At 60.2% G+C, this 15,485-nt stretch carries 11 protein-coding genes and 1 tRNA gene; 5 read left to right on the top strand and 7 right to left on the bottom strand.

The annotated features are described in order from the left end of the window. Positions 1 to 31 precede the first annotated feature (31 nt). Entirely contained in the window at positions 32 to 1,078 is a 1,047-nt protein-coding gene (locus ACM64M_RS06695) for an N-formylglutamate amidohydrolase (RefSeq protein ID WP_416227900.1), read from the bottom strand. Between the two features lie 136 nt (positions 1,079 to 1,214). Between ACM64M_RS06695 and cpdR the strand changes: the two genes are divergently transcribed. The 5 genes from cpdR (at position 1,215) to ACM64M_RS06670 (ending at position 6,797) form a co-directional block, all read left to right on the top strand. Beyond that, complete coding sequence (cpdR, locus tag ACM64M_RS06690; RefSeq protein WP_416227899.1) at positions 1,215 to 1,604, top strand: cell cycle two-component system response regulator CpdR; 390 nt, start codon at positions 1,215 to 1,217, stop codon at positions 1,602 to 1,604. Between the two features lie 140 nt (positions 1,605 to 1,744). Next, a tRNA-Val gene (locus ACM64M_RS06685) sits at positions 1,745 to 1,819 on the top strand. A 298-nt stretch (positions 1,820 to 2,117) separates the two neighbouring features. Continuing rightward, a complete protein-coding gene (locus tag ACM64M_RS06680) occupies positions 2,118 to 3,338 on the top strand; it encodes an NADP-dependent isocitrate dehydrogenase (RefSeq protein WP_416227898.1) in 1,221 nt (406 codons plus the stop codon). A gap of 23 nt (positions 3,339 to 3,361) precedes the next feature. Further along, positions 3,362 to 5,002 (top strand): GNAT family N-acetyltransferase, encoded by a 1,641-nt coding sequence (locus tag ACM64M_RS06675; protein ID WP_416227897.1) that lies wholly within the window; start codon positions 3,362 to 3,364, stop codon positions 5,000 to 5,002. A 31-nt stretch (positions 5,003 to 5,033) separates the two neighbouring features. Continuing rightward, the gene (locus ACM64M_RS06670) at positions 5,034 to 6,797 is read left to right on the top strand and encodes a cation:proton antiporter (RefSeq protein WP_416227896.1); all 1,764 of its coding nucleotides are present in this window, start codon (positions 5,034 to 5,036) and stop codon (positions 6,795 to 6,797) included. Positions 6,798 to 6,812: 15 nt separating this feature from the next. Here ACM64M_RS06670 and ACM64M_RS06665 read toward each other — a convergent pair whose 3' ends face one another. The 6 genes from ACM64M_RS06665 to smpB form a co-directional block, all read right to left on the bottom strand. Then, positions 6,813 to 7,466, bottom strand: coding sequence for a hypothetical protein (locus tag ACM64M_RS06665; RefSeq protein ID WP_416227895.1), 654 nt, complete (start codon positions 7,464 to 7,466; stop codon positions 6,813 to 6,815). 116 nt (positions 7,467 to 7,582) lie between these two features. Continuing rightward, positions 7,583 to 10,237 (bottom strand): alanine--tRNA ligase, encoded by a 2,655-nt coding sequence (gene alaS / locus ACM64M_RS06660; RefSeq protein ID WP_416227894.1) that lies wholly within the window; start codon positions 10,235 to 10,237, stop codon positions 7,583 to 7,585. Between the two features lie 176 nt (positions 10,238 to 10,413). Further along, positions 10,414 to 11,478: a recombinase RecA gene (recA, locus tag ACM64M_RS06655; RefSeq protein ID WP_416227893.1), complete on the bottom strand. Its 1,065-nt coding sequence runs from the start codon at positions 11,476 to 11,478 to the stop codon at positions 10,414 to 10,416. Between the two features lie 148 nt (positions 11,479 to 11,626). Then, the gene (locus ACM64M_RS06650; protein ID WP_416228058.1) at positions 11,627 to 14,062 is read right to left on the bottom strand and encodes a response regulator; all 2,436 of its coding nucleotides are present in this window, start codon (positions 14,060 to 14,062) and stop codon (positions 11,627 to 11,629) included. Between the two features lie 129 nt (positions 14,063 to 14,191). Continuing rightward, positions 14,192 to 14,725, bottom strand: a complete 534-nt coding sequence (locus ACM64M_RS06645; RefSeq protein WP_416227892.1) for a DUF2062 domain-containing protein — start codon at positions 14,723 to 14,725, stop codon at positions 14,192 to 14,194. A gap of 254 nt (positions 14,726 to 14,979) precedes the next feature. Beyond that, positions 14,980 to 15,462 carry an SsrA-binding protein SmpB gene (smpB, locus tag ACM64M_RS06640; RefSeq protein WP_416227891.1) on the bottom strand — a complete coding sequence of 161 codons (483 nt, stop codon included), beginning with the start codon at positions 15,460 to 15,462 and terminating at the stop codon, positions 14,980 to 14,982. Positions 15,463 to 15,485: the final 23 nt, after the last annotated feature.

The raw sequence follows: 15,485 nt of genomic DNA, 5'->3' as shown, positions 1-15,485 counted from the left end.
TCTGCACGGGGTGGCATTTTTCTGTGCGACGTTACTCCGCAGCCTGCGCCAACTGACCACCCGCGCCCAGCCCCGCAGTTTCTGCGCCCAATTCACGCACCAGCCCGGCCAACAACTTCGCCAAAGGTCCCGCCGCAGCGGTTGGCTGCGACAGCGCATCATCAAGATAGGCAGCACGGCACACTTCGACTTGCACCGCATGTATGCCGCGCGCCGGTGAGGCGTGGCGGTCCAGCACATAGCCGCCCGAATAGGGCCGGTTGTGCGCCGCCGGGCAGCCGCGCGCTTCGAGATACTGGAAGGCGCGGGCGACCACCGCATGATTGCAGGACGTGCCAAACCGGTCGCCCAGCACAATTTGCGGTGCGGCTTCTTCGCCATTGCTGCCCGCATTCTGGCGGCGCAGCGGCGGCATGGAATGCAGGTCGATCAGCAGCGCCGCGCCCCATGCATCGCGGATGCGCGCCAGTTCGTGCTCCAGAAATTCGTGATAGGGGCGATGAATGCAGTCAATCCGCCGGACGAGCTCAGCGCGCGGCAATTTGCTCCGCCAAATCTCGCCAAATCCCGGCAAACGGCGCGGCACCAGCCCCAGCCCGCTGCGCGCACGGGCATTGCCGTTTCGCGTCGCGCCTGCCGGATTGCGGGCATTTCGATTCGTGCCCGCACCAGCACGCGGCTGTTCAACCATGTCCCAATCGACATCATCGGCCGCGCGGTTGAGATCGAGCACGGCGCGCGGGGCATGCGCGACCAGCAGGCCGGTGCCGGTCGCGCGGGCAATCTCTACCGCCACTTTATCAATGTAGCGGTCTTCCAGACGCAGCTGGCTAAGCCCGGGGTCGCGCATCTGCGCCAGCGTCTCGCCCGGATAGGCGCGGCCTGCATGCGGAACCGCGATCAACACCGGCATTGGCATGGAACGCGGCGCAATATGGACAAAGGCGGCGTCCCCCCCCTGCCCGTTGCCATTCCCGCCAATGGAACCGCCGCGCAAGGAGACCAGATCGCCGTTGCCGATCCCATGCGCCGGACGCCTTCCGGGCGAGGCAAGCGGTTCTGGAGGGAGGTTCGGCATAGTCTGGTTTGCTGCCCGGTTTGGACGCCTGAGTCAAAGCCGTAAGCGCCGGGGTGCGCTGCGCCGGCGTCTCAAAGCAGGTCAGGCGTGCAATCCGGGAAAGATTTCTTAAGCGAAAGCCTGTATCACGCCCGTCATGACAGCAACCCCTGCCCCGCGAATCCTTCTTGCCGAAGATGACGAAGCCATGCGCACCTATCTGGAGCGTGCCCTGACCAATGCAGGGTATGAGGTTTGCAGCGTGGACCGGGGCACCGATGCCTTGCCCTTGCTGGAAAGGGAAACCTTCGACCTGCTGTTGTCCGACATCGTCATGCCGGAAATGGACGGGATCGAACTGGCGCAGCGCTGCGGCGAGGTCAGCCCACGCACCAAGGTAATGTTCATCACCGGCTTTGCCGCCGTATCCTTGCGCGCCAGCCGCGAACAGCCGCATGCCAAGGTGCTGTCAAAGCCGTTTCACTTGCGCGATCTGGTGCTCGAAGTGGAACGGGTGTTCGAAGACCAGCGGCAGGCGTCGGTCTGACGATATTTGCTACAGGCGCGCGCGAATCGCTTGCACACAGCGCAGCGCTTCGCTACCGCGCCGCTTCGCTTTGACATATCGGGACCGCGCAGGCAGCATCTGCCCCGTTGCTCCGGTCAAAGCGGTTTTTGGCGACGCGTGGGCGTATAGCTCAGTGGTAGAGCACTGTGTTGACATCGCAGGGGCCGGGAGTTCAACTCTCTCTACGCCCACCATCGCCGCAATCCGTGCCCGCATTGGCCCGATTTGCGCCTTTCCTACAGCGCTGATTTGCGATTAACTGCCCGCTATGAATGGCGCTGCGATTCCTCTGAGTAAACGGGGCGTGGGGGCAGTTTTCGCCATTGGCATTTCACTCTCTGGACAGTGTGTCAGGTGTGTCAGGGTTGTGACCGCAAGGCGCGTGCCACCCCTCCCCTTGCGCCCGTCTGCGCCTCTGCTAGAGCCCGGTTCTGGGATCACATCAGACATCGCTGTTGTGTACATTCACTCCAAAGGGATGAGGCGCTAGCCATGCAGAAAATTCAGGTCAAAAACCCGGTAGTCGAACTAGACGGCGATGAGATGACGCGGATCATCTGGCAATGGATCCGTGAACAGCTGATCCTGCCCTATCTCGACATTGATCTGAAGTATTACGATCTCTCGATCGAGAAGCGCGACGAAACCGACGATCAGATCACTATCGACGCGGCCAATGCGATCAAGGAGCACGGCGTCGGCGTCAAATGCGCCACGATCACTCCCGATGAACAGCGGGTCGAGGAATTCAGCCTCAAGAAAATGTGGAAATCGCCCAACGGCACAATCCGCAATATCCTTGGCGGGGTGGTGTTCCGCGAACCGATCGTGATCGACAATGTGCCGCGGCTGGTGCCGGGCTGGACCGATCCGATCGTGGTCGGGCGTCATGCCTTTGGCGACCAATATCGCGCGACCGACACGCTGATCCCCGGCCCCGGCAAGCTGCGAATGGTCTTTCATGGCGATGACGGCACCGAAATCGACCTCAATGTTTTTGACTACCCATCCGCCGGGGTAGCGATGGCGATGTACAATCTGGACGATTCGATCCGCGATTTCGCCCGCGCCAGCCTGAATTACGGGCTCGACCGCAAATGGCCGGTGTATCTGTCGACCAAGAACACGATCATGAAAGCCTATGATGGCCGTTTCAAGGATCTGTTTGAAGAGGTGTTTCAGGCCGAATTCAAGGACCGTTTCGAAGCTGCGGGCATCACTTACGAACACCGCCTGATTGACGACATGGTTGCCTCTGCGCTGAAATGGTCGGGCAAATTCGTCTGGGCCTGCAAGAATTACGATGGCGATGTGCAGTCGGATACCGTGGCGCAGGGCTTTGGCTCATTGGGCCTGATGACATCGGTGCTGATGACTCCCGATGGCAAGACCATCGAAGCCGAAGCCGCGCATGGCACTGTCACCCGCCATTACCGTCAGCATCAACAGGGCAAGGCGACCTCCACCAACCCGATTGCCAGCATCTTCGCCTGGACGCGCGGGCTGATCTATCGCGGCAAGTTCGACGACACCCCCGATGTGGTCAAATTCGCCGAGACGCTGGAACGAGTCTGCATCGAAACGGTCGAAGACGGCAAGATGACCAAGGATCTGGCGCTGCTGATTGGCCCAAGCCAGAACTGGCTGACGACCGAGCAATTCTTTGAAGCAATCGTGCAGAACCTCGAAAAGGAAATGCAGAGCTGGGCATGAGCCCGAAGGAGGCCGCGTAAGCCATGGCAAGCGGATCGCAGGCCCGGCTTGAAATCCGGCAGGCCAAGCTAAAGGATGTGCGCGCCATCGGTGATCTGGTCCGGCGCGCCTATGACGATCTGCCTGCCTACACTCAGGGCGAGATACGCGGGCAGATCAACAATTACGCCGAGGGCTGCTTTGTAGCCAAGCTGGACGGCAAGATCGTCGGTTATTGCGCCTCGATGCGGTTGGATGAGCGGGTCGCCCTGTCCGATCACACCTGGGACGAGGTAACCGGCAACGGTTTTGGCTCGCGCCATGATCCGACTGGCGACTGGCTTTATGGCTATGAGCTCTGCGTCGATCCGCAAGTTCGGGGCACAAGGCTTGGGCGCAGGCTATACGAGGAACGCCGTGCGCTCGCAGAGCGGCTGGACCTGACCGGCATCGTGTTCGGCGGCCGGATGCCCGGTTATGCGCGGGCGAAGCGGCGCAAGTCCAACCGGGCCGATAGCCCGCAAGAATATCTGGACCTGATACTTGAAGGCAAAGTCCACGATCCCGTCTTGCGGTTTCAGCTTGCCAACGGGTTCGAACCTTCAGGGGTGCTGCCCAAATACCTGCCCGAGGACAAAGCGTCGCGCGGCAATGCGGTTCGTATGGTGTGGCGCAACCCCTATGTCGATGCCGATGCCCCGCCCAAGCACCGCCTGCCGCGCGATGTCGAAGGCGTCCGGATTGCCACCTGCCAGCTTCAGGCACGGGCCGTTTCAAACTTTGATGAATTTATGAAGCATGTGGAATACTTCATTGATGTTGCATCAGATTATGAAAGTGACTTCATCGTTTTTCCAGAGCTTTTCACGCTCATGCTGCTCAGCGCAGAAGAACGCGAGCTCAGTGCAATTGAGGCCATCGAAGCTTTAAGTGATTACACCCCGCGCATTCGCCAGCGATTGTCTGAAATGGCGCTGTCCTACAACATCAACATCATTGGCGGATCGCATCCGACGCGGATGCCCGACGGCGATATTCACAATGTCGCCTATGTCTGCCTGCGCGACGGATCAATCTTTGCGCAGGAAAAGATCCATCCCACGCCCAACGAAGCCTATTGGTGGAACATCAAGGGCGGCGACACCATTGACGCCATTCCCACCGATTGCGGCCCGATTGGCGTTTTGATTTGCTACGATAGCGAGTTTCCCGAACTTGCCCGGCGGCTGGTCGACGAAGGCGCGCGGATCATCTTCGTGCCGTTTTGCACCGACAGCCGACAAGGCTACATGCGAGTGCGGTATTGCGCGCAGGCCAGAGCAATCGAAAACCAGTGCTATGTCGTCATGAGCGGTAATGTCGGCAATTTGCCCAACGTCGCCAATATGGACATCCAATACGCACAAAGCTGCATACTCACGCCTTGCGATTTCCCCTTTGCCCGTGACGGTATCGCCGCCGAGGCATCGGAGAATGTGGAAACGCTCACCATCAGCGACGTGAACCTTGCCGATCTGCAATGGGCCCGCGCCGAAGGCACGGTGCAGAATCTCGCTGATCGCCGGTTTGATCTCTATCGGATCGAATGGGACAAGCGGGTGGGCAACATTTCCGATCCGCTGGATGAACAGGCGAGCTTCCCCGCTGCGCGATCCAGCGGAGCGAAGGGCCATGGCGGTGGGTGACTTGCCTGCGCCCGCGCGCTAATCCGGAACTATGGCAGGCGAACTCACACTTTCCCCGGTAATGTCCGATGCACTGGTGATTCTCGGGTCAGCAGGCATCGTGATTCCGGTGTTCGCGCGGTTTCGCATCACGCCCATCATTGGCTTCATTCTGATCGGCATTCTGGTTGGCCCGTTTGGACTCGGCTCCTTGGTCGATGAAGTCCCATGGCTGACCTACATCACTATCTCGGACCCGGGGGGATTAACGCCCTTTGCTGATTTCGGGATCATCCTGCTGCTGTTTGCGATCGGTCTGGAACTGTCGTTCAACCGATTATGGGAAATGCGCAGGCTGGTGTTTGGCCTAGGCAGTCTGGAGCTGCTGATCATAGGCAGCATTTCGGCGGCATTTTTTGGCTATTACAGCGGCATGAACAGCACCGCAGCGCTGGCTCTGGGGTTTGCCTTGGCGTTCTCCTCTACTGCCATTGTGCTCCCGATTTCCGGGACGCGCACACCGGTCGGACGGGCGGCGCTGTCAATGCTGCTGTTTGAGGATATCATGATCGTTCCGATCATCTTCATCCTCGGCGCGCTGGCCCCCAATGCGCAATCGGGCGGTATGGCGGGATTGACCACGACCTTGGTTCAGGGCGGGTTGGTGATTCTGGCCCTGTTGGTCATTGGCCGGTTTGCTCTGCCGCGTCTATTTAGCCAGGCCGCGCGGACCAAGAATCCCGAATTGTTCCTTGCCGCATCGCTACTCGTCGTAATCGGAGCGAGCCTCGCCACTTCGGCTACCGGACTTTCCCCGATCGTCGGCGCGCTGATTGCCGGGCTTCTGATCGCAGAAACTGAGTATCACAGCGAAGTCGAAACGATCATGGAACCGTTCAAAGGCCTCGCTTTGGGCGTGTTCCTTATCACCATCGGGATGAGCATCGATCTGATGCTAGTCTGGGCTAGTCTGGGAGAGATTGCCGCCGCCGTGGTTGGGGTGCTGGTGTTCAAGGCGATCATCACCGGCGTCCTGCTGCGCATGATGGGCGCGCGGCGCAGCACCGCTACCGAAACCGGGGTGTTGATGGCCAGCCCCAGCGAAACCTCGCTGATCGTGCTCGCAGCGGCAACCAGCGCGCTGGTGATCGATTTGGAAACAGCACAATTCTGGCAGATCGTGATCGCTATTGGGCTGACAGTGACCCCGCTCCTCGCACGGCTTGGGCGCGTGATTGCCCGGAGGGTCGAAGCGGTGCCCGAATTGCCCGAAGAGGACACTGGCGAACCGCGCACCATTATCATCGGAGGCGGGCGCGTGGGCCGATTGATCGCCGACATGTTGGTGGCGCATGATCAGCATTACGTCTTGATTGATTCTGATCCGGATCTGGTCGACCGCGCAAAGCGAGATGGTTACCGCACGACCTTTGGTGATGCTGCCAGAGGAGAAGCGCTGTCGCGGTTGGGCGTAGACAGAGCACCTGCAGTGGTTCTGACCATGGACGAGCCGGTGTTGGCGCAGCGTCTGGTGGGCAAATTGCGCGGCGAACACCCCGACCTGCTGATCGTTGCACGCGCGCGCGACACCGATCATGCCGCCGCGCTTTACCGCGCAGGGGCAAGCCACGCGGTTCCCGAAACGCTTGAAAGCTCGCTTCAACTTTCCGAAGCAGTGCTGGTCGATATCGGGGTCGCCATGGGGCCGGTGATCGCCTCAATCCATGCCAAGCGGGACGAATTTCGTGAACAACTGGAACGCGATGGCGGGCTTAGCGAAAAGCCGCAACTGCGCACCTCCACCGCCGAAGCTTAGATCGGCAACGCACGCTTATTCACCTATCAACCAGACTGTGCTCCAAACAAAGGGCCGTGGATCAGGCGTGCGCAGCAACGTAAAGGCCTTCCTCGCTTCAAGGCAAGTATCATAAGCCATTCTTGAAGTGTTGCTTGAATAGATCGGGCGGCAGGATACGACTCTGCCATCCTCGCCGAAAGTAATGGCCACCGTTACACGCGCTTCGATGGCCCGGCGCAAAGCTCCAATGGGATATCGCATCGGCTTTGCATTAACATCCGAAAGGGTGAGGCGTTGATCCAAAGGAGGGATCATGAAAGTGCCAAAGCGGATGGCCGAACCTTCCAGCGGATATCCCACGCGGGTCTGAATTAACTCAGCGCGCCCGGCGGAATTGTTGCCGCTGCTGCCAACGCTTATCCGGTATGTGGCCTGTGTGAAGTCGAGCAAGATTTGGGGGAACGGCACAAAGCGCCCGCTACCCATTGCATGTTGGCAAAGCGCTATTCCGGCAGCCTCCAGCCTGTGAGAGCTTTCGTTCCGGCAATGGAGAATTGCGCCTTCGCGGTCGACAATGACCTCAAGTTCAAGCGTATCGCTGACTTCGCGGAAATGACGACGGAAAGGGCGTAGGAAACTATTAATATCGCCCAGTTCGAGCTGACCTGCTCCAGTAACGTCAAACACGGAACCGCGGAATTCGATGGCCGAGGGCCCCTGCGCAACCGCAGGCGCGGCAAGCGCAAAGCCAACCAAAGCAAACAAGGTCTGCGCTATGGTACCCAAACGCAGCCGCCGCACGGTCACCCGGCCAACACAGCCTTAACAGCCTCAATCGCGTCTGCCGCCTTTGTACCATCGGGACCGCCGCCCTGCGCCATATCGGGACGGCCGCCGCCGCCCTTGCCGCCGAGCGCTTCGACGCCTGCGCGCACCAGGTCGACCGCGCTTAGCCGCTCGGTCAGATCATCGGTGACCGCAGCGGCGATGCTTGCCTTGCCGTCATTGACCGCGACAATTGCTGCCACTCCGCTTCCTAACCGCGCTTTGGCTTCATCAAGCAAGGGGCGCAGTTCCTTGGGGTCGAGGCCTTCCAGAATTTGTCCGCTAAAGGCAACGCCGTCGACATCTTCGTCAGCCGCAGGCGCAGGCGCGCCCGATCCTCCGCCCAATGCCAGTGCCCGCCTTGCCTCCGCAAGCTCCTTTTCGAGCCGCTTGCGTTCTTCAAGCAGGGCGCCGATCCGGGACGGCACGTCTTCAGGTGCCGCACGGATGACACTTGCCGCTTCCTTCAACGCCTCTTCGCGTGCGACAAGCCAGTTGCGCGCGGCGTTTCCGGTCAGCGCCTCGATCCGGCGAACACCAGATGATACCGCGCTTTCCGAAACAATCCGGAACAGCCCAATATCTCCGGTCGCCCTGACATGCGTGCCGCCGCACAGCTCGACCGAGTAATTTGTCCCGTGCGATCCCTTGCGCCCCATGGACAACACCCGCACCTCATCGCCGTACTTTTCACCGAACAGCGCCAAGGCACCGGCTTCGACCGCGTCATCGGGGCTCATCAATCGGGTCGACACAGGTTCATTGGCGAGGATTTCGGCATTCACCTCTGCTTCGACTGCGGCAATCTCGCTCGCGCTCAACGGCCTGGGATGGGAGAAGTCGAAACGCAGACGGTCTTCGGCCACCAGCGACCCTTTCTGCGTCACATGCGCACCCAGCTGGTTGCGCAAAGCTGCATGTAGCAAATGCGTGGCTGAATGGTTGGCACGGATCTGGCTCCGGCGCGCGGTATCAACCTCCAACTGGACATTGTCACCAATAGATACGGTACCCGTTTCGATGTGCAGGTGATGAGCGTGCAACCGCCCGAGCGGTTTGCTTGTTTCCGTAACCAGACCATGCAAACCCGCTGGCGTGGTGATGGTGCCCCGATCGCCGGTCTGACCACCGCTTTCGCCATAGAACGGGGTCTGATTGGTCAAGACAACCACATTGTCCCCTGCGCGCGCGCATTCCACTTCGGCGCCTTCCTTGACGATGGCAACCACTCTGCCCTCGCCCGAAGTCGACGTATATCCGGTGAATTCGCTTGCGCCTTCGCGTTCGGCAATGTCGAACCAAATTTCGCCCGATGCGGCATCGCCCGAACCCTTCCACGCGGCGCGCGCAGCGATTTTCTGGCGCTGCATCGCGCCATCGAAGCCCGCCCGATCGACGCTGATTCCGCGGGCGCGCAGCGCGTCTTCGGTCAGGTCATAGGGGAAACCGAAAGTGTCGTAGAGCTTGAACGCGGTCTCGCCATCAAGTTCGCCGCCGCTCGCCATATCGCCGGTTGCTTCGTCGAGCAGCTTCAACCCTTTGTCGAGTGTCCTTCGAAACTGCGTTTCCTCGCGCAGCAGCACTTCCTCGATCAACGCCTGGCCGCGCTGCAATTCGGGATAGGCCTGACCCATTTCGGTAACGAGCGCGGGGACCAGACGGTGCATCAGCGGCTCTGCCGCACCGAGCAAGTGTGCATGCCGCATGGCGCGCCGCATGATCCGGCGCAGGACATATCCGCGCCCTTCATTCGAAGGCAGAACACCGTCCGCCATCAGAAACGAAGTGGAGCGCAAATGATCGGCGATAACGCGGTGCGAGCTGGCGTTTTCACCCGTCACCGGCACGCCTGTGTGGCTTTGCGATGCAGCGATCAACGCCTTGAAAGTATCGGTGTCGTAATTGTCATGCACCCCCTGCATGACCGCAGCGATGCGTTCGAGCCCCATGCCGGTGTCAATCGACGGGCTGGGCAAAGCGCGGCGGGTGCCATCGGCGCTCTGGTCGAATTGCATGAAGACGAGATTCCATATCTCGATAAAGCGGTCGCCGTCCTCATCCGGGCTGCCGGGCGGGCCGCCGGGAATATGGTCGCCGTGATCGTAGAAAATTTCCGAACACGGGCCGCATGGTCCGGTTTCGCCCATGGACCAGAAATTGTCGCTGGTGGCGATGCGAATAATCCGCTCCTCGGGCAGTCCCGCAATCTTGCGCCACAAATCAAACGCTTCGTCATCGTCATGATAGACGGTTGCGGTCAGCCGGTCGGCAGGCAAACCCCATTCGCGGGTCAAAAGCGTCCATGCATTGAGGATCGCCTGCTCCTTGAAATAATCGCCGAACGAAAAATTGCCGAGCATTTCAAAGAAAGTGTGATGCCGGGCAGTATAGCCTACATTGTCGAGATCGTTGTGCTTGCCGCCGGCGCGAACGCATTTTTGCGAAGAGGCAGCGCGCGGCGCGGGCGGAGTTTCGAGGCCGGTAAAGACGTTCTTGAACGGCACCATGCCCGCATTCACGAACATCAATGTGGGATCGTTGTAGGGCACAAGCGGAGCGCTTTGCACCTGCACATGATCCTGCCCCCCGAAGAAGTCGAGGAAGGAACGGCGGATGTCATTGGTCGAAGTCATGTTTTCGCAGTTAGGCAATGCGCAGGGCCGGGACAAGCCAAAGCGACAGCAAACTCACGGTTCAGCCTGTCGCTGTGGCTGCACGGCCCGCCTCTGCCGCGACATCCGGGCAAAACAGCGCCCGATCAGAGCGTTCGTGAAAGCCAGTCGTGACCTTCCCGAACGCCCATTCATGCTCAGTCTTCGGGTTCTTCGTCCGGCCCCGCCATCATTTCCTCGGCGACTTTGTCCGTCCTGCCGCGAATGGCTGCCTCCAACTTGTCGCAAGTTTCCGCATTTTCTGCGAGGAACGTCTTCGCGTTCTCACGCCCCTGGCCAATGCGGACGCTGTCATAGGAATACCAGCTCCCCGATTTCTCGACGATGCCCGCCTTGACCCCAAGATCAAGGATCTCGCCGATCTTGGAAATGCCCTCACCATACATGATATCGAACTCGACCTGCTTGAAAGGCGGGGCGACCTTGTTCTTCACAACCTTGACGCGGGTCGTGTTGCCAATCACTTCATCGCGGTCCTTGATCTGACCGGTCCGGCGAATGTCGAGCCGCACAGAAGCGTAGAATTTGAGCGCATTGCCGCCAGTCGTAGTCTCTGGATTGCCATACATGACACCGATCTTCATGCGCAGCTGGTTGATGAAGATCACCATGCATTTCGAACGGCTGATCGAACCCGTCAATTTGCGCAAGGATTGAGACATGAGCCGCGCCTGAAGTCCAACGTGCGAATCGCCCATCTCGCCTTCGATTTCAGCGCGAGGGACCAGCGCTGCAACCGAATCGATCACCAGCACATCGATGGCGTTAGACCGCACCAGCGTATCGGTAATTTCAAGCGCCTGCTCCCCGGTGTCCGGCTGAGAAACGATAAGTTCGTCAATATCCACCCCCAGCTTTCGCGCATAAACCGGGTCAAGCGCGTGTTCCGCGTCCACAAAGGCCGCAGTACCGCCCGCCTTTTGCGCCTCGGCGATGACATGCAGCGCCAGCGTCGTCTTGCCCGAACTTTCCGGACCGTAAACCTCAATCACGCGCCCTTTGGGCAACCCGCCAATTCCGAGCGCAATATCAAGGCCGAGCGAGCCGGTTGAAATCGCTTCGACCTCCATCGCCTCTTTCGAACCCAGCTTCATCGCTGAACCTTTGCCAAAGGCGCGATCAATCTGAGCGAGTGCGGCGTCGAGCGCTTTTTGACGGTCCACTGACTTTTCCTTGTCTACCAGCTTGAGTTGAGTAGCCATCGCACGCGCTCCTTCGATTGCCTAGGCCCGGTTAGCGAATTTTAACCGGGTCCAATGGAACGGCCCGTTTGCCGCCCCGTCAAGGGACTCATGTATCGGGTTTGTTCTAATAGAACAAGAGCGGAACAAAATTTTTTCGAGCCGCCCTCTACGCGCTCTGCCGGGTCTTTGCCTGGAGCATTACGCTGTGAACTTTCTCGCCGATTTCTGCCACGCTGAACGGCTTGGCGATAAAGTGCATATCGGGAATATCGATTTCGCTGCGCAGGGCTTCCTCGGCGTAGCCCGACATGAACAACACCGGGATTTCGGGGCGCAGCTGGCGGATCGCGCGAACCATCGCCGGGCCGTCCATTCCCGGCATGACCACGTCGCTCAAAACCATGTCGAACTCGCCGCCCTCCGTAATGGCAGCAAGTCCCTCTTCACCGCCCGGGCAGGCGGTGATCTGATAGCCAGCGCGTGCAAGTGCGCGTTCGGCAACGGCGCGGACCATATCTTCATCCTCGACCAGCAGGATGCGGCCGCCTTTCGACCATTCCGAAGAACCGGCAGGCTCTGGCGCGGCGGGACGGCGCGGCGCCTCCCCGTGATGAACCGGGAAATAGATGGTGAAGCGAGCGCCAATCGTCCGCCCGCCAGTGTCGGTCACATTATCGGCAAAGATGAACCCGCCCGATTGTTTGACGATGCCGTAAACGGTCGACAGGCCCAGCCCCGTGCCCTTGCCCATTTCCTTGGTGGTGAAAAAGGGTTCGAACAGTTTTGGCAGGACATGGTCGGGAATGCCGCCGCCATTGTCCTGCACGATCAGCACGGTGTAATCCGCCGCCGGCAGGATTTCTGAGCCCAGCTTGACGACTTGCTGCGATTTGACGCTGCGGGTGAGCAACGAAATGCGCCCTTCCGCCTTTGCCGTGCCCGATCCGCCATGCGCGCCATGGGCGTTGATCGCATCGCGGGCGTTGACGGCAAGGTTCATGATGACCTGTTCAAGCTGCTGCGGGTCAGCGCGCACGGCACCCAGATTGCGATCGTGCTGAACGTAAAAGCCGATCTTTTCGCCCAGCAGACGCTTGATCAATAGGCCAACCTCGCTCACCACATCGGGCAATTGCAGGATTTCGGGCCGCAGGGTCTGCTGACGCGAAAAGGCGAGCAATTGCCGCGTCAGCGAAGCGGCACGGTTTGAATTGGCGCGAATCTGCTGAATATCGTCATAATCGCTGTCGCCCGGCGTGTGGCGCAGCAACATCAGATCACAGGTGCCAATGACTGCGGTGAGCACATTGTTGAAATCATGCGCCACCCCGCCCGCGAGCTGGCCGACCGCCTGCATCTTGGTCGCCTGCGCCACCTGCCGTTTAAGCTGCGTTTCTTCGCTCGAATCGGCGAGGCTAAGCAGCACCGAAGCCTCCCCCAGACCGCGCACACCGGAAAGGCCGATGGAGACGGGCTCTTCGGGCTGCGAAACAAGACGCACCGCCATATCGCCGCTGGTCGCAGGTCCGCGCCCGTGGCGGCGCACCGCATCGGACAGCGCGGCCTTGTCTTCGCGGGTGACCAGATCAGTGGGAAAAGCGGGAAGCCCGCGTTCTGCCCGCCCGACCGAACGGAGAAAGGCATCATTGGCGAACAGGAAACGACCGTCGCGATCGGTCATCGCCAGACCCAATGGCAATTGCGCAAGCAGAGCCTCCAGCTGAGCAACGCCCGCCTGAGCTGTCCCGTCCCATCCGCTGCCGATCCCGACCCCGCTATCCACCATCAGCATCAACGTAGCCCCATCGTTGGGGCCGGGCGCGGTGCCCGATTGCGGCGGTTCACCCAGCGGCACGTCGATCAAGGTCTGCGGCGTCCCCGCGCGGCCTTCGCGCGCAAAGAATATCCGATCCCGGTCATCAGCGCGCAGCAATCCGGCAAAGTCCTGCCCCGCCAAGGTCGCAGCTTCATCGCCCGAAGCGCGCTCTGCAAAGCCTGCGCTGACGCTGCGAATTGCGCCGTCTGGCCCGGTTATGGCGGCTTCGATCCCTGCGCGGCTGAGCATCGCACCAAACGGTCCGGCAAGGTCAACATTGGCAAGAATGTCAGGCGCCGCCGCGATTGCGCGCCTGAAACGCCAGATCAGGTGATCTTCGCCCCTGCCCGCGCGCACTGCAAAGGCGGCCCATTCTCCGCCCTGCCGATCGTGAAAAATATCGAGCTTGCCCGCGCCATCGCGCCAGCTTTCACGGGCCAGCTTGGTCAGCGCTTCAAGATCAGCGCGCTCCAGTGCAAGCGCCGGCGGTGCACTGCCAGCGCCAAAACCGTCGACAAAGGCAGAGTTGGCGCAGACAAGGCGGTTGGCGCGGTCGGTGATCGCTACAGCTTCGCCTTGCTCTTCTATTGCGGCCACCGTGACCGACCAATCCGGCGCTGCAAGCCCGATTGGCACAGGCCGCCCATGCATCCGTTCAAACGCCAGAAAACCCGCCAGTAACACCGCAAGGCCCACCGCATAGGCCGCGCTCAGCATCCAATCGGACGTGGCAAAAAACAGGATCCCGGCGCTCAACAGCAATGCACCGGCAACGCCCGCCAGCATCGGGGCGGTCGCGATCGCTGCCACGGTGCCAGTTTTCTCAGCAATTTCGGTGTTTGCGCTTGTCATGGTTTTACAACGGAGGCTTCTCGCCGGGCATATTCTGGCATTTGCGCCCCCCAATCACCTGCTCTAATTCGCGTTGAGCCTCTGGTCGAGCCGCTCTTCCATGTGTTTGAGACGTTTTGCCCGCCGACGCGCAACCATGACGCGCCAGATTGCGCCCGAAACGAGATAGCCGACCGCCGACGAAACGACCGCAAGCACAAGGAAGCCGACGACCGTAACCCCTGCGACTTCAAAGGCATCGATGAACCATTGCCATGCGCCGCTTTCCAGCTGCTCAGTCGCCACCCCGGCGGTCGCTGCATCCAGCCGCAAGGTGAATTGCCCGACTTGATTGGCAATCACCAGCCAGAACGCCAATGTGAAGGGGTTGGTGATAAAGGTCGAAAGTGCCGCCAGCGGCACATTGGCGCGGGCCGGCAGAGCCAGAAAGGCCGCAAGGAATATTTGTCCAACCGGAATAATGAACGCCGCAAACAGGCCCAAGGCCACCCCGCGCGGCACCGAACGGCGCGTAAAGCGCCACAGCTCTGGGGTCAGAAACCGGTGCGCAATAGGACGCAAATACTTATTGCGCGCCATCTCATCGCGTTTGGGCATATATTTGCGGATGAGGTCAGAACCCCAAGTGTTGCTGCCAAACGAAAGGGGTGGGCGCTTTTTCAACATGGTAGGCCGCGCTTCCGCCGATTAACGGCACGCGCACAGCGCGGCTCTGACCCCGGCCCGCGCCGTTCTGCAATTGCAATATATGTCAGCCTTGCCACCATCATCGCTGATATGGGTAAGCCGCGAGGCCTGACCAGTGGGTTAACCCGGCGCTGCGCCTGTCCACATTAAAAAACCGCCGCACTTTATCCGCGCTCCCGCATGAGGCGCGCCTTGTCGCGCTGCCAGTCGCGATCCTTGATGGTGGCGCGCTTGTCATGCGCCTGTTTCCCCTTGGCAAGCGCCAGTTCAACTTTCGCGCGCCCGGTTTTGTTGAAATAAATCGACAGGGGCACAACCGTCATGCCCTTTTTCTCCACCGCGGCGAACAATTTGTTGATCTCGCGGCTGTTCAACAACAGCTTTCGCGGGCGGCGCGGTTCATGATTGAGCCGGTTGCCGTGGCTGTATTCGGGAATATTGGCATTGATCAGCCACACTTCCCCGCCACGGACCTCGGCATAGCTTTCAGCAATTGTCGCTTCGCCCGCGCGCAAGGCCTTGACCTCCGTCCCTTGCAGCGCGAGCCCCGCTTCGAACTTGTCCTCGATATAATAGTCAAAGCGCGCGCGGCGATTTTCAGCGACCGATTTATGCTTGTCGAATGTTTCTGGTTTGGGCCGTGCCATAGTGCCTTGCAGATAGGCACGAA

The organism is Qipengyuania sp. ASV99, assembly GCF_047872805.1.
Taxonomy (GTDB): Bacteria; Pseudomonadota; Alphaproteobacteria; order Sphingomonadales; family Sphingomonadaceae; genus Erythrobacter.
Note: the sequence above shows the minus strand (reverse complement) of the source record. Positions and strands in the feature narration are given on the sequence as shown.

Excerpts from the sequence above, each read along its gene's own strand:
- ACM64M_RS06695 (WP_416227900.1), bottom strand. The coding sequence starts at position 1,078 with ATGCCGAACCTCCCTCCAGAACCGCTTGCCTCGCCCGGAAGGCGTCCG.
- cpdR (WP_416227899.1), top strand. The coding sequence starts at position 1,215 with ATGACAGCAACCCCTGCCCCGCGAATCCTTCTTGCCGAAGATGACGAA.
- ACM64M_RS06680 (WP_416227898.1), top strand. The coding sequence starts at position 2,118 with ATGCAGAAAATTCAGGTCAAAAACCCGGTAGTCGAACTAGACGGCGAT.
- ACM64M_RS06675 (WP_416227897.1), top strand. The coding sequence starts at position 3,362 with ATGGCAAGCGGATCGCAGGCCCGGCTTGAAATCCGGCAGGCCAAGCTA.
- ACM64M_RS06670 (WP_416227896.1), top strand. The coding sequence starts at position 5,034 with ATGGCAGGCGAACTCACACTTTCCCCGGTAATGTCCGATGCACTGGTG.
- alaS (WP_416227894.1), bottom strand. The coding sequence starts at position 10,237 with ATGACTTCGACCAATGACATCCGCCGTTCCTTCCTCGACTTCTTCGGG.
- recA (WP_416227893.1), bottom strand. The coding sequence starts at position 11,478 with ATGGCTACTCAACTCAAGCTGGTAGACAAGGAAAAGTCAGTGGACCGT.
- ACM64M_RS06650 (WP_416228058.1), bottom strand. The coding sequence starts at position 14,062 with ATGCTGGCGGGCGTTGCCGGTGCATTGCTGTTGAGCGCCGGGATCCTG.
- ACM64M_RS06645 (WP_416227892.1), bottom strand. The coding sequence starts at position 14,725 with ATGCCCAAACGCGATGAGATGGCGCGCAATAAGTATTTGCGTCCTATT.
- smpB (WP_416227891.1), bottom strand. The coding sequence starts at position 15,462 with ATGGCACGGCCCAAACCAGAAACATTCGACAAGCATAAATCGGTCGCT.